Here is a 16,381-nt window from a genome sequence, read left to right as displayed (position 1 = left end):
AGGCTGCAAATGCGCATTTATCTCTCCTTAAGCGACTCCGCTGGCTACGGCTTCTTCATCTCCAAAAGCTTCAGGTCTCACTTCCCACAGACCGCCGAAGTCCTTGAGGAGTGGTATGACCGCAGCGCTGAGAACTGTGACCTCTTCGTAAACATAAGCGAGGTAAACAAATACAGCGTGACCTGCACCGTGTGCCGCTATTTCGACAGCGAGAGTTGCGGCTCCACAGACCTTAAGGGCCCAAGCATAATCAAGCTTCTCCAGAACGCCTGCAAGCACGACAGTTTGCATTAGTCCGAATCAAAATCACTTATTCGCCAGCTAGGCCAGCAAGACAACCATCTTGGCCTTTCAGTTTCCGGGAAGATGTGGTAAAATTAAGGCAATGCAATCCCTTGTACAGTTGGGGTTGGCAGGCACTAAATGTGGGATTGACAGGTTGTCTGCTTTCCCATTATGTCCAATCTAGAATTACCGATGAATCACAAAGTTTATTGAAGGATTTTCTGTAGCCATGCCACAACAAGCTAACAATAATAATACAACCAACAATACATTCGAAGACTATACTGCCGAGGATATCCGTATTCTCGATGGCCTGGAGGCGGTGCGACGTCGCCCGGGCATGTATATTGGCAGCACTGACGAACATGGGCTGCACCATCTGATCTATGAGATTGTCTACAACAGCATAGACGAGGCAATGGCCGGCTACTGTGACAAAACCGAGGTAATAATTCATGAAGACAACTCGGTAACAGTTATCGACAATGGCCGGGGCATACCGGTGGACGTCCACCCGGCAACCAACACCTCAGCATTGGAAGCAGTCATGACCAGACTCCACGCCGGAGCTAAATTCGGCGGTCGCACCTATACAGTATCCAGCGGATTGCATGGTGTTGGCGCTTCAGTAGTAAATGCCCTATCTTCCTGGCTCAATGCCGAAGTCAAACGCCAGGGTAAAATCTATCGCCAAAAATATCAACGGGGTGATCCTACCTGCGATTTAGAAACTATCGGCGATACCGATGAAACGGGGACTACCATCACTTTCCTGGCTGACACTGAAATCTTCAGTGAGATTAATTATGAATTCGATACAATCCGCCAGCGCCTAAAAGAGCTAGCCTTTTTGAACAAGAACCTGGAAATAAGTCTCAAAGATGAGAGAACTGACCAAGAGGCAACATTCCTATTTGAAGGTGGCATAGCTAGCCTTGTCAGTCGGTTCAATAAAGACCGGCAAGTCCTCCATCGCCAGCCCGTCTACATATCCGGCATAACGAACAGCACCGTTGTAGAAGTAGCTCTTCAATACAACGATGGCTTTTCCGAGTCTACACTTAGCTTTGCCAACTGCGTCAATACCATAGACGGCGGCAGCCATCTTACCGGGTTCCGCTCAGCACTAACCCGTGTCCTCAATGACTATGCACGGAAAAACAAGCTGTTAAAGGACTCCGATCCCAATCTGATAGGTGATGACGTTCGTGATGGGCTGACATCAGTCATCAGTGTCAAGCTCGTTGAACCCCAGTTTGAGGGGCAAACCAAAGCCAAACTAGGCAATCCCGAAATAAAAACCCAGGTCGAAGCCATAGTAGCTGATGGACTTTCCCTGTATTTGGAGCAGCACCCCGATGATGCCAAATCAATCATAGATAAGTGCCTAATTTCGGCCAAAGCTAGAGAGGCAGCCCGAAAGGCTCGCGACCTTATCTTCAAGAGAAGCGGATTAGAAGCCGGCACTCTGCCCGGAAAGCTAGCTAGCTGTTCAGAGACTGACCCTCGCGAGTGTGAGCTTTACCTGGTTGAGGGTGACTCAGCCGGAGGTTCAGCCAAGCAGGGTCGAGACCGCCGTTTCCAAGCCATCTTACCACTACGAGGTAAAATACTTAATGTAGAAAAGGCCCCTAAAGATAAGATTCTGGACCATGAAGAAATCCGGGCCATTATCACCGCGGTAGGAGCCGGCATCGGTGACCAGCTCGACTTTTCCCGACTGCGCTACCACCGCATAATCATTATGACTGATGCTGATGTCGACGGCTCCCACATCCGAACGCTTCTTCTTACCTTTTTCTACCGCAACATGACAGAGCTAATAAGTCAAGGTCACCTGTTCATTGCCCAGCCGCCTCTCTATCGCATTCAAGCAGGAAAGGAACTATGCTGGATTTACTCGGAGAAGGAAAAGGAAGCCAAACTTAAGGAGCTCAAAAGTAACAAAGTGGAGATACAGCGCTATAAAGGATTGGGAGAAATGAGCGCTGAGCAGCTATGGGAGACTACCATGAACCCGGTATCACGAACTCTGCTCAAGGTGGAAATCGAGGATGCCATATCCGCTGACAGGATATTCCATATGTTGATGGGCAGTGAAGTCCCACCACGAAAATCGTTCATCCAAGCCCACGCCAGAAATGTAAGAAACCTGGATATCTAGCTCATCAGGCTTTATCTCCATTTCAGGTATAGCTTCTGCTCTTCTATATAACTCTCCACCTCATCAGGCACAAAGCCGTGAATAGATAGCCCCTGAGCTAATCTCCTCCGTATGTCCGAGGAACTGATGTCAACTGGCGATATATCCAGCCAGATCACACTCTGAGTTATTCCAGGAACAGCTGATTCCAAAGTCTTTAAATCCGGGCGGCTAAAACCCGGTCTGGTAACAACCACCAACTTACAGAGCTGAATCAATTTGGTCGGCTCCTTCCACTCCGGGAGCTCAGGCAAGCTATCCCAGCCTACTAAGAAGAAAATCCTTGCCTCGGCACCTAATTGCTGCCGCAAAATATTTATGGTCTCCACACTATAAGAAGGCCCGGGGCGGTCTACCTCGATAGCCGAAAGCTCAAAATAAGGGTTGGTAGTAATAGCCCGCTTCACCATCTCTACACGGTGCACTGCTGGGGTAATGGTCCTACCTGTTTTAAGCCACGGTTGCCCTGCGGGAACAAAGAAAATCTTGGCCAGGCTGAGCCTCAATCTGGCTTCTTCAGCTATGACAAGATGTCCCAAATGAATAGGGTCAAAAGTGCCGCCTAATACACCTATGTTCATTTGTCCCGCCTAACCTTGGGCTCAGGTCGAAAAACAGCTATTGGCGCCTCTAGAGCAGCCACCTCTTCTTGAACCATATCCAACATCCTGATTATTTCTGATATAAGCTCAGACAAACCCTGCTTAGTAATCGCTGATATAAAGAAGGCCTTTATCCCCAGAGAGCTGAAAAGCTGTCTAATCTCTGGCAACTGAGCTTGAACCTCCGGTAAATCCACTTTGTTTACCACCACAAGCTGAGGCTTTTGAGCCATCCCTGGCTTATATAAAGCCAGCTCCGTGTTCAGATTATTTATGTTATCAGCTATATTCGGCGAGCTACCATCAATCAGGTGAAGCAAAACCTTAGTCCTCTCAGCATGGCGCAGAAACTCGTGCCCCAGCCCTCTACCTAGATGAGCGCCATCCACAAGCCCGGGGATCTCCGCCAAAACGAATGTCTTCATATCCACTTCAACCACGCCAAGAGCTGGCTCAAGAGTGGTGAAAGGATAATTAGCTATTTTCGGCTTGGCTTCAGATACGGCAGCCAAAAGGGTGGATTTACCTACGCTGGGATAGCCAATAATGCCAACATCGGCAATAAGTTTGAGGTCAAGGGTAAGACGGCGTTCTTCGCCAGGCTCACCCTTAGTAGACGTTTTAGGAGCCTGATTCCTAGATGTAGCAAAATGGACATTACCCAACCCACCACGACCACCTTTAGCCACCAGAACTTTTTGTCCTTGTTGGCTCAAATCAGCCAGCAGCCCTTCCTGTTCCTCTTCTTTAAGAAATACCATTGTCCCTAAAGGCACTTTAATTATAAGGTCATCACCCTTGGCACCATGTTTTTTCTGCTTCCCTCCGCTCTTGCCGGATGCCGCCTTAAAACGCTTCTTACGTTTAAAGTAATCCAAAGTGTTAGCGCTCCTATCAGCAATAATGTAGATGCTTCCACCCTTCCCACCATCCCCACCATCAGGACCACCAAGCGGTACAAACTTCTCATGCCGAAAGCTGACTATTCCATCTCCACCATCTCCTCCACATACTAAAATGTCTACTCTATCCACTAAAGTAATGTCCTTATAAATCTTTTATCTTCTATTATATAGGTAAGCTAATAATAATATGTAAGTTACACTATTATGTGGATGGAAATATATTATGAATGGAAAAAATTGGTATTGCAATCTGCGATGTTTATCAACAGAGTTGGCAGAATTATCCACTATCCAGTGCTGTTTTTCCACAAGCGCCTAAATCAAAATGCGGATGAGGTTCTTTTGGGGGTTAATTTTTGGCGGATCTCTTTGATTGAATTGTGGAGCTGGGGATTAACGTCTATTTCCGCAGCGATTTTTTCGCAGCCGTGCATTATTGTTGTGTGGTCTCGGCCTCCTAATATTTTGCCGATTTCAGCCAGGCCGCAGTGGTTTTGCTCGCGTAATAGGTACATGGTGACCTGACGGGCTAATGCGGTTTTCTTATCTCTCCGTTTGCCTGTTAGTCCTTCAAGGTCAATGCCGTAGTAGTTAGCCACAGCGGTCATTATGCGCTTTGGTGTAAGCGTGGCTTCTTGCCTACCGTCTTTCGGTATTATGTCTGCCAGTGACTGTGTGGTTAAGTGCATATCTAATTTTGTGCCGCTCAGCCTTGAGTAAGTGACTACTCTATTAAGAGCACCTTCTAATTCCCGGATATTGTGCTGGAACTCTGTTGCTAGAAACCGTAGAACTTCCGGTGGAAGGGACATGTTAAATTGCTTCGCTTTAACTCTCAGGATGGCCAAGCGCGTTTCCAAATCTGGTGGTCCAAAATCAGCGATTAGCCCCCACTCAAGCCGGGACCTTAATTTCTTGGTGACCGAGGATATGGCTCTTGGTGGTCGGTCGCTGGTAACTACAATTTGGCAGTTATTTTCATATAGGTCGTTGAAAATGTATAACAAGCATTCCTGGGTTTGCGCTTTGCCACTCAGGAATTGAATATCATCGACCAGCAAGCAGTCGGCACTCCTGAACTTACGGTGGAAGTCATCGATCCTGTTGTTCTTGAGGGCGATTACAAATTGGTTAGTAAACTGCTCGGCGCTAGCCAGAAGCATGCGCAAGCCCTTAGCTTTAACTGTGTGTCCAATGGCATGCAGCAGATGAGTCTTGCCTGTGCCGGTGTCACCGTAGATAAAGAGGGGATTGTATCTATTCCCGGGATCTTCGGAAATCTCTAAAGCTGCTGAGTAAGCCAGGCGGTTGCATTCCCCGACTACAAAGCTGTCAAAGGTGTACTTTGGATTGAGCCTGAATGCTGCTGTTACTGGTTCCTTAAGCCTGGCGCTTATCCCGCCGTCAGCCTGGTAAGCGGCTGTTGAGCAGATAGCCTGGTTGAGAGGCCGAATTGCAAATTGGACGTCAATGGTCTTGCCAGTAACGCCGGTTAAAGTCCTTTTAATCAGAGAATGTAGGCGACTTCTTAGCCATTCGGCGATGAAGATATTAGGGACACCGATAACAAAGACGTCTTCTTTATAGCTTATACCGGTGGTGTCCTTAAGCCAAGTATCATAATTCGGCTTACTGACTTGGAGTTGAAGTTCTCCTAGAGCGGCTTCCCAGATTTCTTGTGCTGACTTCAACTCATTCCTGCCAAATTTAGTTTGAAAATCCCCGCAAATGAAACAACCCCCCACCCAGAGGTATTTTCGAGCTTTTGAGTCCCAGAGTCTATATGCTGGACCGCAAGCGATATTTAGCGGATTATTAAAAAAAGATTAGTAAAAAAATAGACCGAGGACCCGCACCACAACTCCTTAAGAGTAACACAGCGGTCTGTTTGGGTGTCAAGGGGTTTTTTGACATAATGGAGAAAGTTGGTAAAATTTATTTGTCATGGCAAAAAACATCATTTTTATGGGCACTCCGGAGTTCGCTGTTCCCAGTTTGGAGGCTTTGATTCGCAGCACTTACCAGGTGGTTGCCGTATATACGCGGCCAGATAGTAAGGCTGGAAGAGGACAGGCGGTTATGTCCTCTCCGGTAAAACAGCTGGCTCTATCTAATGGGCTGCAGGTGATTCAGCCGGACAACTTGAAGACCAGTAGCGCCATTGACCAGTTAAATAGTTTTGCTCCTGACTTGATTGTGGTGGCAGCTTTTGGGCATATTCTACCGCCAGAAGTATTGGCTTTACCCAAATTCGGCTGCCTTAATGTCCACCCTTCCCTTCTACCTAGGCATCGGGGTGCTTCCCCAATAGCCACGGCCATTTTACAAGGTGATGAAATTACGGGTGTCACAATTATGTTGCTGGACGTTGGTTTGGATAGCGGCCCCATTTTGAGCCAGAGGGAAGTCTCTATATCGGCTGATGATACTACTCGTTTACTCGCCGTTAAGTTAGCTCAAGTTGGGGCACAATTGCTCATGGAGACGTTGCCTTTGTGGATTGATGGGCGAATTAAGCCGCAACCTCAAGACGAAAGCCGGGCTAGTTATAGTAAAGTCATCTCTAAAGGCGATGGAGAGATAGGCTGGCGGCTTTCAACTTTGGAATTATGGCGACGAATCCGCGCCTTTGACCCCTGGCCGGGGTGCTATGCCTGGTGGCACGGTAAGCGATTGAAAATTTGTAAGGCCGTGCCGCTGTATGGCGAGAAGTCTGGCGAACCTGGCAAGGTGATAGCCTTGTCTCCATCAGCGCCGGCGATAGTTGGAGTTGAAACTGGAGATGGAGCTCTAGGGCTGCTGAGAGTCCAATTGGAGGGGAAGCGTGAGGTGTCAGCAGAGGAGTTTGTGCGCGGGCAGCGTGATTTTATCGGCAGCCGCTTACTTTGACATGACTTTATATTTTGACTAGAATAGAGTGTTATTCAGGAGGGATGTAGAAGATGTTTTTCTTTGACCCAATGTGGTTTCTCATTATGCTGCCACCTTTTATTTTTATGATTTACGCTCAGGCAAAGGTGAATTCAGCATTTAAAAAGTATTCCAAGATGGCTAATTCACAGCGTGTCACCGGGGCTGAAGCAGCCGAAAGGTTGCTTCGTGCCAACGGCTTGAATGATGTTAGAGTTGAAGGGGTGAAAAGCCGGCTGGGTGACCACTATGACCCGAGCAAAAAGGTGTTGCGCCTTTCCCCGGCAGTAGCTAATACTCCATCTGTGGCTGCATTAGGGATAGTGGCTCACGAAGTAGGGCATGCCGTTCAAGATAAGACTGGCTATGCCTTTCTGAAATTTCGAACGTCTTTAGTGCCGGCGGCTAATGTGGGTAGTACTCTCGGTTATATCTTTGTCATCCTGGGTTTATTATTGGTTATGTTTAGTGCCAAGTTCGGTATGACTGTAGTCTGGGCCGGCGTTTTTCTCTTTTCATTAGCGGTGATTTTCAGCCTGATTACCTTGCCTGTGGAATATAATGCCAGCAATCGGGCGAGGCAAATGTTACGCAGCACCGGCATGGTTTCTACTCAGGAGTATGACGGAGCCAGTGCTGTTCTATCGGCTGCGGCTTTGACGTATGTCGCTGCTACACTCCAGGCGGTGGCTCAGCTTTTCTATTTTGTTTTGATTGCCTTGGGCATGGGTCGAAGGTAAACTCTGGATTCTGCTTTTCTCAGCCCCCCTGAAAAACCTTTTTTCAGGGGGTTTATTATTTAGAACCCGCCCACTGTCATTCTGAGCGAAGAATCTCTGGGATTGCTAATTTATATCCGCCCCTATTATAATTGCGCCGGAACAAGCAAATTCTCACTGGGGTTATATTTTGCCTAAGAAGGAGAGACTGGACAGCTTCGCTGCACTTAAGGAGATTATTACCAGGCTGCGTGGTCCAGATGGCTGCCCTTGGGATAAAAAGCAAACTCACGCCTCGTTGAAACCGTACTTAATTGAGGAGTGCTACGAGGTCTTACAGGCTCTGGAGGAAGAGACTCCGCAAAAGCTCCGTGACGAGTTAGGAGACCTCCTGCTTCAGATTATGCTTCATGCCCAAATTGCTGCTGAAGCGGGGCAATTCAGTATCGATGATGTTGTCCAGGGCATAAGCAACAAGCTGATCCATCGCCATCCCCATGTCTTCGGTGGGCAGAAAGTACGTGATGCCGGGGAGGTGGAGGTAAACTGGGAGGCTTTAAAGCAGGAAGAGCGGGAGGAGGGAGAATCGCTTTTAGCCGGCGTACCTGAACAAATGCCAGCCCTGGCCTACAGCCAATCTATTCAGCGACGAGTAGCCAGAGTCGGTTTTGACTGGGAGAAAGTGGAGGAAATCATAGATAAGCTGGCTGAAGAGGTGGCTGAGATTAAACAGGCACCCGACCAGCAGGAAAAAGTTAAAGAGTTCGGCGATTTGCTTTTTACGCTGGTCAACGTGGCTCGCCGGTTGGATATAGACCTGGAGATGGCGCTCCGCTCGGCGAATCAGCACTTCTCCTGTCGCTTTGCCTATATGGAAAAAGTCTGCCGTGAGCGTGGTATCAACCTCGGCAGCCTGTCTTTGGATGAGCAAAACGCCTTGTGGGAAGAGGCCAAGCGTAGGGTAAAATAATCTGGTCGGGGCGAGAGGGTTCGAACCTCCGACCTCAGCGTCCCGAACGCTGCGCGCTACCAGACTGCGCTACGCCCCGCCACCGCCTATTATAAGCGGCTTTAACTTTTGGGGCAAGCATTGTAAACTATGGAGACGTTGGCACGTTTTATGTGTCATTGCGAGCGAAGCGAAGCAGTCTGATTGCCTTTCCCAGCCACCCCGAGATCGCCACGGGGTTGATGCCCCTCGCGATGACAGTGAAAGTTACTGTAGGTAGAACATAATGAAATACTGTGTTCTTATAATTGACGGTGCTGCCGGCTGGGCACTGCCGGAGCGTGATGGTAAGACTTGCCTGGAGCTTGCCCGCGTCCCGAATCTGGAGGCAATGGCGCAGGAAGGTGTTGTCGGGCTGGTTCGAACTGTGCCGCAGGGAATGGAGCCCAGCAGCGCCTGTGCCTGCATGTCGGTTCTCGGCTATGACCCAAAGGTCTATTACCGGGGGAGGAGCGGTATCGAGGCTAAGAGTATGGGCATTCCTGTTGCCGATAACGAGGTCGTTTTTCGCTGCAATTTGGTCGCCGTTCGTGACGGAAAGATGTGGAGCTATAGCTCAGGACATATCGACACCGACGAAGCCCATGCACTTATCGCTGCTCTGAATGAAAAGTTTGGCAGTGATAAAATACATTTTTATCCCGGTGTTCGCTATCGGCACATATGCAAGATAAAAGGGCATGATGATGCACTTTTGGCTAACTGCACACCGCCACACGATATACCGGATAAGCCTATTGCTGATTTTCTGCCCCAGGGACCGGGCAGTGACCTGTTACGGGACCTTATGGAAAGGTCGAAAGCTGTGCTTAAGGAGCATCCGGTGAATGTGGAGCGGAAAGCTCGCGGCGATATCCCGGCGACTATGATTTGGCTATTCTGGGGCAGTGGCAAAATACCTGAGATGCCGTCTTTTAAGCGAGTTTATGGCCTCGGGGCGGCTATGACATCCGGCGTTGACCTTCTCCGCGGCTTAGCCCAGATGGCGGATATGACAGTGCTGGATATACCGGGTGTGACCGATGGCCTGGATAATGATTATGCTGCTCAGGCAGCTGGAACTTTGAAGGCGCTGGAGAAGTACGACTTGGTTGCCATCCACGTTGAAGCGCCGGATGAGGCGGCTCATGCCGGCTCGATTGATGATAAGGTAGAGGCCATCCAGATGGTGGATAAAGAAGTTGTCGGCCGGATACGCTCCTGGAATCTCGATGTACTTAGAGTTCTGGTGTTGCCCGACCATCCAACGCCGATAAAGATTCAGACCCATACTGATGAGCCGGTTCCATTTGTGCTCTGGGGTTCTGGGGTCGCCTCCAGCGGGGCGAAAAAGTTCACCGAGGCCGAGGCTAAAAGCACTGGCATTTTTATTGAAGACGGGTATAATATTATGAGCAAGCTGACACGTGTATAGGCAAGTGGAAACCGCTTTCCAGATAGTTTAGAATAGGCAGGAAAGAGAGATGGCACTGATAGTCCAGAAATATGGCGGCAGCTCGGTGGCTGATGCCGAGAAAATAAAGAATGTGGCTCGGCGCATAGTTGCCACCAAAGAAAAAGGTAATGAGGTGGTTGTAATTGTGTCTGCCATGGGCAAAACTACCGATGAACTGATAGAACTGGCCAGGAAGATTAATCCTAAGCCTCATGAACGGGAGCTTGATGTCTTATTGTCCACTGGCGAGATAGTTTCCAGCACCCTCCTGGCTATGGCTTTGCATGAAATGGGCCATAAGGCGGTGAGCTTGACAGGTGCCCAGGCGGGCATCGAGACTGATGCTATCTACAGCAAAGCTCGCATACTGCGTATTGAACCCAAACGAGTTGTTGAAGAGTTGGAAAAGGGCAATATTGTAATTGTAGCTGGATTCCAGGGAATAACTAAGGATATGGACATCACTACCCTGGGTCGAGGTGGCTCGGATACCACGGCTGTAGCTTTGGCTGCTGCTCTTAGGGCTCAGATATGCCAGATATATACAGATGTTGAGGGTGTGTTTACTGCTGACCCTCGACTTGTGCCTGAGGCCCGTAAGCTTGAGGAAATCGGCTATGAGGAAATGCTGGAGCTGGCGACATTAGGTGCCAAAGTGATGCACTCTCGGGCGGTGGAGTTGGGCCAGGTTTACAACATGCCGATAATGGTGGCTTCCAGCTTTAGTGATAAACCTGGTACTATTATTCATGGAGGGATTCCGATGGAAGTAAGAAACAAAGCGCGGGGTATCGCTCATGACCTTAATGTGGCTAAGGTTACTGTGGTCGGTGTGCCTGACCGACCGGGTATAGCTTCAGCAATCTTTGAATCGTTAGCTAAAGCAAATATAAGCGTGGACACTATCGTTCAGAATGCCAGTATCGACAATATTACTGACTTAACCTTTACCGTAGCTAAAGGTGATTTAGATAAGGCAATGGCTCTGGTGCAACCGATAGCCAAGTCTATCGGGGCTAAGAAGTGTGTCAGCGATTCGACATTAGCCAAAGTGAGCGTTGTTGGCACCGGCATGGTGAATACGCCGGGCTATGCGTCTAATATGTTTCGGGCTCTTTCTGAACAGGGCATCAATATCCAGTTGATTACTACTTCTGAAATAAGGATAACCTGTATTATTGCTGAGGATAAGGTGAAGGACGCTGTTAAGGCATTACATAAGGCTTTTGACTTGGAGCAAGATGCAATTTAACGCTATACAGCGACAACTTCTTTTATACCCGATATCTCTTGTTTCAGGACTCGCTCGATGCCGTTCTTGAGGGTCATGGTTGACATAGGGCAACCAGCGCAGGCCCCCTTAAGTCTCAGGCTGACTATGCCTTCTTTAACGTCAACTAATTCTACATCTCCCCCGTCGGCTTGTAGGCTCGGTCTAATATTGTTCAGGACTTCTTGTACCTTCTCTTTCACAGATTCTCCCTCTTGCTTTCACTTGAATTTACTGTGGTAGTAAGCTAACATAATCAGCTTTTTTTGTCAAAATTACCTTTCGACTTAGCTTGAGATACTTGACAATGTTCACTTTTTTTGCCACAGTGACTGCGGTAAAATAGTAAGGTTATACTGGAGAGGTAATACAGAGGAAAAGCAATGCCAGATCGTGAAGAAGATAAGGCTAGACTGAGACGAAAAGCGAGTCAAGAAGCTATTGCCTTGGCTATGCAGAGTAGGTGGCAGGAAGCAATAACTGTCAATCAGAGCATAATTGAGCTTTTTCCTACAGACATCGATGCCTACAACCGGCTGGGTAGAGCATTTATGGAGCTTGGTGAATTCGCCAAAGCTAAAGAAGCCTATAGTCGTGCTTTAGGCCTTGACCCTTATAACTCTATTGCTCAAAAAAACCTCCAGCGGCTGTCTTTGTTGCCGGATTCCCAGGTTAAAGTAAAGGAGGAACGCCGCGAGGTTTCCCCGGACCTTTTCATCGGCGAGATGGGAAAGGCTGGGGTGGTAAACCTACAAAGCCTGGCACCTCGTGAGTTGTTGGCCAGGATGGCTGCTGGTAATCAAGTTCACTTGAAAGTTAAGGGAAAGCAGCTTGTAGTTGAGAATGACCAAGGGGAGTATCTGGGACTAGTTGAGCCGCCTCACGGTTTGCGCCTGGCTAGATTGATGGAAGGTGGGAATAAGTACACTGCGGCCATTGTCAGCATCGATAATGACAGTGCAAGGGTTATCATCAGAGAGGTATTTCAGCACCCGAACCAAATTGGACGTCTTTCCTTTCCAGTTAAAGCAGTTGAAGGCTTTCAACCTCATGTTCGAGATACCTTGCTTAGACATGAGGCTGTGGGGGAGGAAGCCCTGGAGGAGGCAGAGGATATCGAATTAGAGGAGGGCGAACTCATACCCGAAGGCTTCTCCATATTTGAGGGGGTTGCCCCTGATGAGGAAACGACGGTAGAAGAAGAATTCATGGAGGAGTAGTTAATTACCCCCTGAAGCGAGCGAATTTTCAGGAGATGACTAAATGGAAGTTGGAGTAGTTAAGCCAGTTATCATTGAAGAGGAGATGAAGAGCTCCTACCTTGACTATGCCATGAGTGTCATAGTCTCCCGAGCCCTGCCGGATGTGCGCGATGGCTTGAAACCGGTACATCGGCGAATCCTCTATGCTATGGATGGGCTGGGTCTCCGGCATACCAGTTCGTATAAAAAGAGCGCTCGCATAGTCGGTGAGGTTCTTGGTAAGTATCATCCTCACGGAGATGCCCCTGTATATGAGGCCATGGTGAGAATGGCGCAGGATTTTTCCATGAGGTATAGACTTGTTGACGGACAGGGCAATTTTGGCAGTATGGACGATGACCCACCAGCCGCTATGCGTTATACCGAAGCTCGCCTGGGGAAAATTGCCGAGGAAATGCTGGTTGATATTGATAAAGATACCGTTGATTTCATGCCTAATTTTGATGATAGCTTGAAGGAGCCAACGGTTTTACCAGCCAGATCACCCAATCTGCTGGTGAATGGCTCATCAGGTATCGCTGTGGGTATGGCTACCAACATACCGCCTCATAACCTCAGTGAGGTATGTGACGCTATTAATTATCTTATAGATAACCCTGAGGCTGATGTCGATGATTTGATGAAGATTGTGAAGGGGCCGGATTTCCCCACCGGAGGCATTATTTTAGGCCGGCAGGGTATTAAGAGCGCTTATGTCAGTGGACAAGGTAAGGTCGTGGTTCGGGCTAAAGTCACCGATGAAAACCTGAGAGGCGGACGTCAGCAATTGGTCATAACCGAACTTCCTTATCAGACCAATAAAGCCGCTTTGGTGGAAAGGATAGCTGAACTGGCAAGGGAAAGGCGGATCGAGGGGATAAGTGAGGTTCGCGATGAATCAGACCGCCATGGTATGAGGGTAGTTATAGGGCTGAGAAAGGATGCTCAACCTATCAAAGTGTCCAACAATCTCTACAAGTATACATCTATGCAATCGTCTTTCTTCATTAACATGCTGGCTCTGGTTGATGGGCAGCCTCGAGTCATTAATCTTAAAGAAACTTTGACTTGCTACATAGATTTTCGCCGGGTGGTTATTGCTCGCCGCTCCCAGTTTGACCTCCAGAAGGCGAAGGACCGAGCCCATATTCTTGAAGGCTTCAGAATTGCCCTTGACCGCCTGGATGAGGTTATTCAGACCATCCGAAAGGCGGAGACCGCCGATTCAGCTCGATCCAATTTAATGGAGAAGTTTGGGCTATCACAGATTCAAGCCCAGGCCATCCTTGATATGCAGCTACGTCGGTTGGCACAGCTGGAGCAGAAGAAAATAGTCGACGAGTATAGCGAGGTGGTAAAGAACATCGCTTATCTCGAAGACCTTCTGGTGAATCCGAAGAAAATACTCTTTCTTATTAAGCAGGATGTCACCGAGCTTAAGAAGGGGTATGGTGATGGTCGGCGTACTGCGATTAAGCGGGAAGAGGCTGAGGAATTTCAGGACGAGGACCTTATCCCCCATCAGGATGTGGCGATTACGCTGAGCGAACAGGGGTACATAAAGAGAATACCGGCTATAACTTATCATAAACAGCATAGAGGAGGCGTGGGCGTTACGGGAATGGTCACCCGGGAAACTGATATGGTGAAACATCTTGTGGTGGCTGATACTCATGATAATTTACTGCTGTTTACCAATCGGGGTAAGGTTTACCGGCTTAGATGTTATGATATCTCCCAGGATTTATCGCGAACGACGAAAGGAACAGCTCTGGCTAACTTGGTGCCTGTTGACCCAAGGGAACAAATAACCGCCTTGGTGGTGGTAAAAGATTTTACCCCCGGCTTGTTTATGGTTATGGCTACTTCGAAAGGCGTAGTGAAGAAGACAAGCTTTGACAAATTTGCTTCGGTCAGAAGCAGCGGGCTTATTGCCATGAAACTTCGAGGTGATGAAGAGTTGGTCGCGGCTGAGGTAGTGACCCAAAAAGGTGAAGTCATTTTGGTAACTCAAAACGGCCAAGGTATCAGGTTTGCTGTAAAGGGCTTGCGACCGGCCTCTCGGACTAGTGGTGGAGTGCGTGGTATCAGGCTCGGCCCTGGTGACCGTCTGGTGGCGATGGGTGCCATCTTTCGTGAGGCTGCTCTGCTTACGGTTACGGAGAAAGGCTTTGGCAAGCGTAGCCGCGTGCGGAACTTTCCTCTCTACTCTCGGGGTGGCAAAGGGGTAATTGCTCATCGAGTCAATGAAAAGACAGGCAAGGTTATTGCAGCTAACCTTGTCCCTCCAAATCAGCACGTTATTATCATTTCAGCCAAGGGCATTGTCATCCGTATCTCTGTTGATGAAGAAGTTTCGCTTCAGGGCAGAGCTACCCAAGGGGTACATTTGAAGAGACTGGAACAGGATGACAGTGTGGTCTCAATTGCCTGTGTCCATCAGGGGGATGATAAGGGAGGCGACAAGGCTAAGGCTGAGTAGGGGCGCCTTTCCTATCTGCTAGCCATGGAAAAAGTGCTGCAAATTGTGCAAGAGTTCGGCTTGACCTTTGTTCCCCTATTTGTGGCTATGGATGCAATTGGTGTCTTGCCCATATTGGTTCCCTTGACACAGGATATTAAGGCCAAAGAGCGCAGTCGAACAGTGCGCCTGGCGGTAGTTACAGCTCTGGGATTAGGCTTAGGCTTTGTTGCTATCGGCAAGGGCATTTTCATCTTTTTGGGCATCGAGGTGTCCGACTTTCTGGTCGCCGGCGGACTCATCCTTTTCCTCTTGGCTGCCAGGGATTTAATAACCGGCAAGATGGTTGAAGCTCAAGCTTCAGTTGGTGCTGATATGCTGGGCGTTGTCCCGTTGGGCACCCCTCTGGTAGTTGGGCCGGCAGTGCTTACCACGCTGCTGATACTGGTCGACCAGTACTCGATTATCATTGTAATAGTTTCTTTCATCCTAAATCTGGCAATAGCTTGGTTGCTTTTTGCGCAAGCTAACCGGGTAGTGGCTTTCCTGGGGCAGGGAGGGGTCAGAGCCACATCCAAAATAGTGAGCCTCTTTTTAGCAGCTATCGCCATAAAAATGATTCGCCAGGGCGTCTTGCAGGTGTTAGGATGACGCTCATCTTTATTCATGGTGCTGGCAATACCGGCCTAGTCTGGCATTATCAAACCAAGTATTTTGCCGATTCTGATGCTATCAGCCTTCCTGGTCATCCAGAAGGCAAGCCCTGCACCAGCATCGACGATTATGCCGAATGGCTTCACCGATATGTTCTGGATAAAGGTTATTCGCAGCCTGTATTAGTGGGACATTCTATGGGCGGCGCTGTGGCCCAGATGTATGCCCTGAACTATCCCGCGGATGTCAAGGCCCTTGTACTTGTCGGCACAGGAGCCAGATTAAGGGTGAGGCCAGATTTTTTAAGTTTGTTGGGAGCCGGCATCGATGCCCCTGCTGACTGGGTGAGAAATATGCTTGAGCCACTTTATAGCCGGGTAGCTCCTGAAGTAGGAGAAAAAGTAATAAATAGAGTGATCGAGGTAGGCATTGCTGTGCAGCTCAACGATTTCAGATGCTGTGACAAGTTTGACATCATGGATAAAGTTCACCAGATTACAGCTCCCACATTGGTTATTTGTGGCACTGAGGATGATATGACGCCAGTCAAGTATTCCCAATATTTGGCCAACAAAGTCGCTGGTGCCAAGCTGCTCATCATTGACGGCGGCTCTCACTTAGTCTTCATGGAGAAGCCCGGCGAAGTGAACCGTGATATTAAAGAGTTTTTGAAAGACCTTTAGGATC

General features: G+C 48.7%; 15 protein-coding genes and 1 tRNA gene. 10 read left to right on the top strand and 6 right to left on the bottom strand.

The genetic code is table 11. The features are described from left to right. Window positions 1-27 precede the first annotated feature (27 nt). Complete coding sequence (locus FJ023_03500; GenBank protein ID MBM4446401.1) at window positions 28-291, bottom strand: hypothetical protein; 264 nt, start codon at window positions 289-291, stop codon at window positions 28-30. Window positions 292-514: 223 nt separating this feature from the next. Between FJ023_03500 and gyrB the strand changes: the two genes are divergently transcribed. Beyond that, window positions 515-2,449, top strand: a complete 1,935-nt coding sequence (gene gyrB, locus FJ023_03495) for a DNA topoisomerase (ATP-hydrolyzing) subunit B (protein ID MBM4446400.1) — start codon at window positions 515-517, stop codon at window positions 2,447-2,449. Between the two features lie 11 nt (window positions 2,450-2,460). On the opposite strand, the gene FJ023_03490 is transcribed toward gyrB, so the two are convergent. From FJ023_03490 to dnaA, 3 genes are all read right to left on the bottom strand, one after another. Then, complete coding sequence (locus tag FJ023_03490; GenBank protein MBM4446399.1) at window positions 2,461-3,069, bottom strand: nicotinate-nucleotide adenylyltransferase; 609 nt, start codon at window positions 3,067-3,069, stop codon at window positions 2,461-2,463. After that, window positions 3,066-4,145, bottom strand: coding sequence for a GTPase ObgE (obgE, locus tag FJ023_03485; GenBank protein ID MBM4446398.1), 1,080 nt, complete (start codon window positions 4,143-4,145; stop codon window positions 3,066-3,068). The genes FJ023_03490 and obgE overlap by 4 nt, the downstream gene beginning before the upstream one ends. Window positions 4,146-4,315: 170 nt before the next feature. Next, window positions 4,316-5,797, bottom strand: a complete 1,482-nt coding sequence (gene dnaA / locus FJ023_03480) for a chromosomal replication initiator protein DnaA (GenBank protein ID MBM4446397.1) — start codon at window positions 5,795-5,797, stop codon at window positions 4,316-4,318. Between the two features lie 142 nt (window positions 5,798-5,939). Here dnaA and FJ023_03475 point away from each other — a divergent pair, with 142 nt between their 5' ends. The 3 genes from FJ023_03475 (at window position 5,940) to mazG (ending at window position 8,594) form a co-directional block, all read left to right on the top strand. Continuing rightward, window positions 5,940-6,884, top strand: a complete 945-nt coding sequence (locus FJ023_03475) for a methionyl-tRNA formyltransferase (protein MBM4446396.1) — start codon at window positions 5,940-5,942, stop codon at window positions 6,882-6,884. Window positions 6,885-6,937: 53 nt separating this feature from the next. After that, window positions 6,938-7,645, top strand: a complete 708-nt coding sequence (locus FJ023_03470) for a zinc metallopeptidase (protein MBM4446395.1) — start codon at window positions 6,938-6,940, stop codon at window positions 7,643-7,645. A 169-nt stretch (window positions 7,646-7,814) separates the two neighbouring features. Continuing rightward, window positions 7,815-8,594: a nucleoside triphosphate pyrophosphohydrolase gene (gene mazG, locus FJ023_03465; GenBank protein MBM4446394.1), complete on the top strand. Its 780-nt coding sequence runs from the start codon at window positions 7,815-7,817 to the stop codon at window positions 8,592-8,594. Window positions 8,595-8,596: 2 nt separating this feature from the next. Here the strand turns inward: mazG and FJ023_03460 are convergent. Then, window positions 8,597-8,673 (bottom strand) — tRNA-Pro (locus FJ023_03460). A 186-nt stretch (window positions 8,674-8,859) separates the two neighbouring features. On the opposite strand from FJ023_03460, the gene FJ023_03455 reads away from it, so the two are divergent. Next, window positions 8,860-10,047 carry a cofactor-independent phosphoglycerate mutase gene (locus FJ023_03455; protein MBM4446393.1) on the top strand — a complete coding sequence of 396 codons (1,188 nt, stop codon included), beginning with the start codon at window positions 8,860-8,862 and terminating at the stop codon, window positions 10,045-10,047. 49 nt (window positions 10,048-10,096) lie between these two features. Beyond that, the gene (locus tag FJ023_03450; GenBank protein MBM4446392.1) at window positions 10,097-11,320 is read left to right on the top strand and encodes an aspartate kinase; all 1,224 of its coding nucleotides are present in this window, start codon (window positions 10,097-10,099) and stop codon (window positions 11,318-11,320) included. 2 nt (window positions 11,321-11,322) lie between these two features. Here FJ023_03450 and FJ023_03445 read toward each other — a convergent pair whose 3' ends face one another. After that, window positions 11,323-11,541, bottom strand: a complete 219-nt coding sequence (locus tag FJ023_03445; protein ID MBM4446391.1) for a NifU family protein — start codon at window positions 11,539-11,541, stop codon at window positions 11,323-11,325. A gap of 180 nt (window positions 11,542-11,721) precedes the next feature. On the opposite strand from FJ023_03445, the gene FJ023_03440 reads away from it, so the two are divergent. The 4 genes from FJ023_03440 to FJ023_03425 are packed head-to-tail and all read left to right on the top strand — an operon-like array spanning window position 11,722 to window position 16,377. After that, window positions 11,722-12,558 carry a tetratricopeptide repeat protein gene (locus FJ023_03440; GenBank protein MBM4446390.1) on the top strand — a complete coding sequence of 279 codons (837 nt, stop codon included), beginning with the start codon at window positions 11,722-11,724 and terminating at the stop codon, window positions 12,556-12,558. Window positions 12,559-12,601: 43 nt separating this feature from the next. After that, entirely contained in the window at window positions 12,602-15,061 is a 2,460-nt protein-coding gene (gene gyrA / locus FJ023_03435) for a DNA gyrase subunit A (GenBank protein MBM4446389.1), read from the top strand. A gap of 24 nt (window positions 15,062-15,085) precedes the next feature. Next, window positions 15,086-15,691, top strand: coding sequence for a MarC family protein (locus tag FJ023_03430; GenBank protein ID MBM4446388.1), 606 nt, complete (start codon window positions 15,086-15,088; stop codon window positions 15,689-15,691). Further along, on the top strand, window positions 15,688-16,377 hold the full coding sequence (locus tag FJ023_03425) for an alpha/beta hydrolase (GenBank protein ID MBM4446387.1): 690 nt from the start codon (window positions 15,688-15,690) through the stop codon (window positions 16,375-16,377). Before FJ023_03430 ends, FJ023_03425 begins: the two co-directional genes overlap by 4 nt. Window positions 16,378-16,381: the final 4 nt, after the last annotated feature.

The sequence above is a fragment of the Chloroflexota bacterium genome (assembly GCA_016875875.1).
Lineage (GTDB): Bacteria > Chloroflexota > Dehalococcoidia > GIF9 > UBA5629 > 9FT-COMBO-48-23.
Note: the sequence above shows the minus strand (reverse complement) of the source record. Positions and strands in the feature narration are given on the sequence as shown.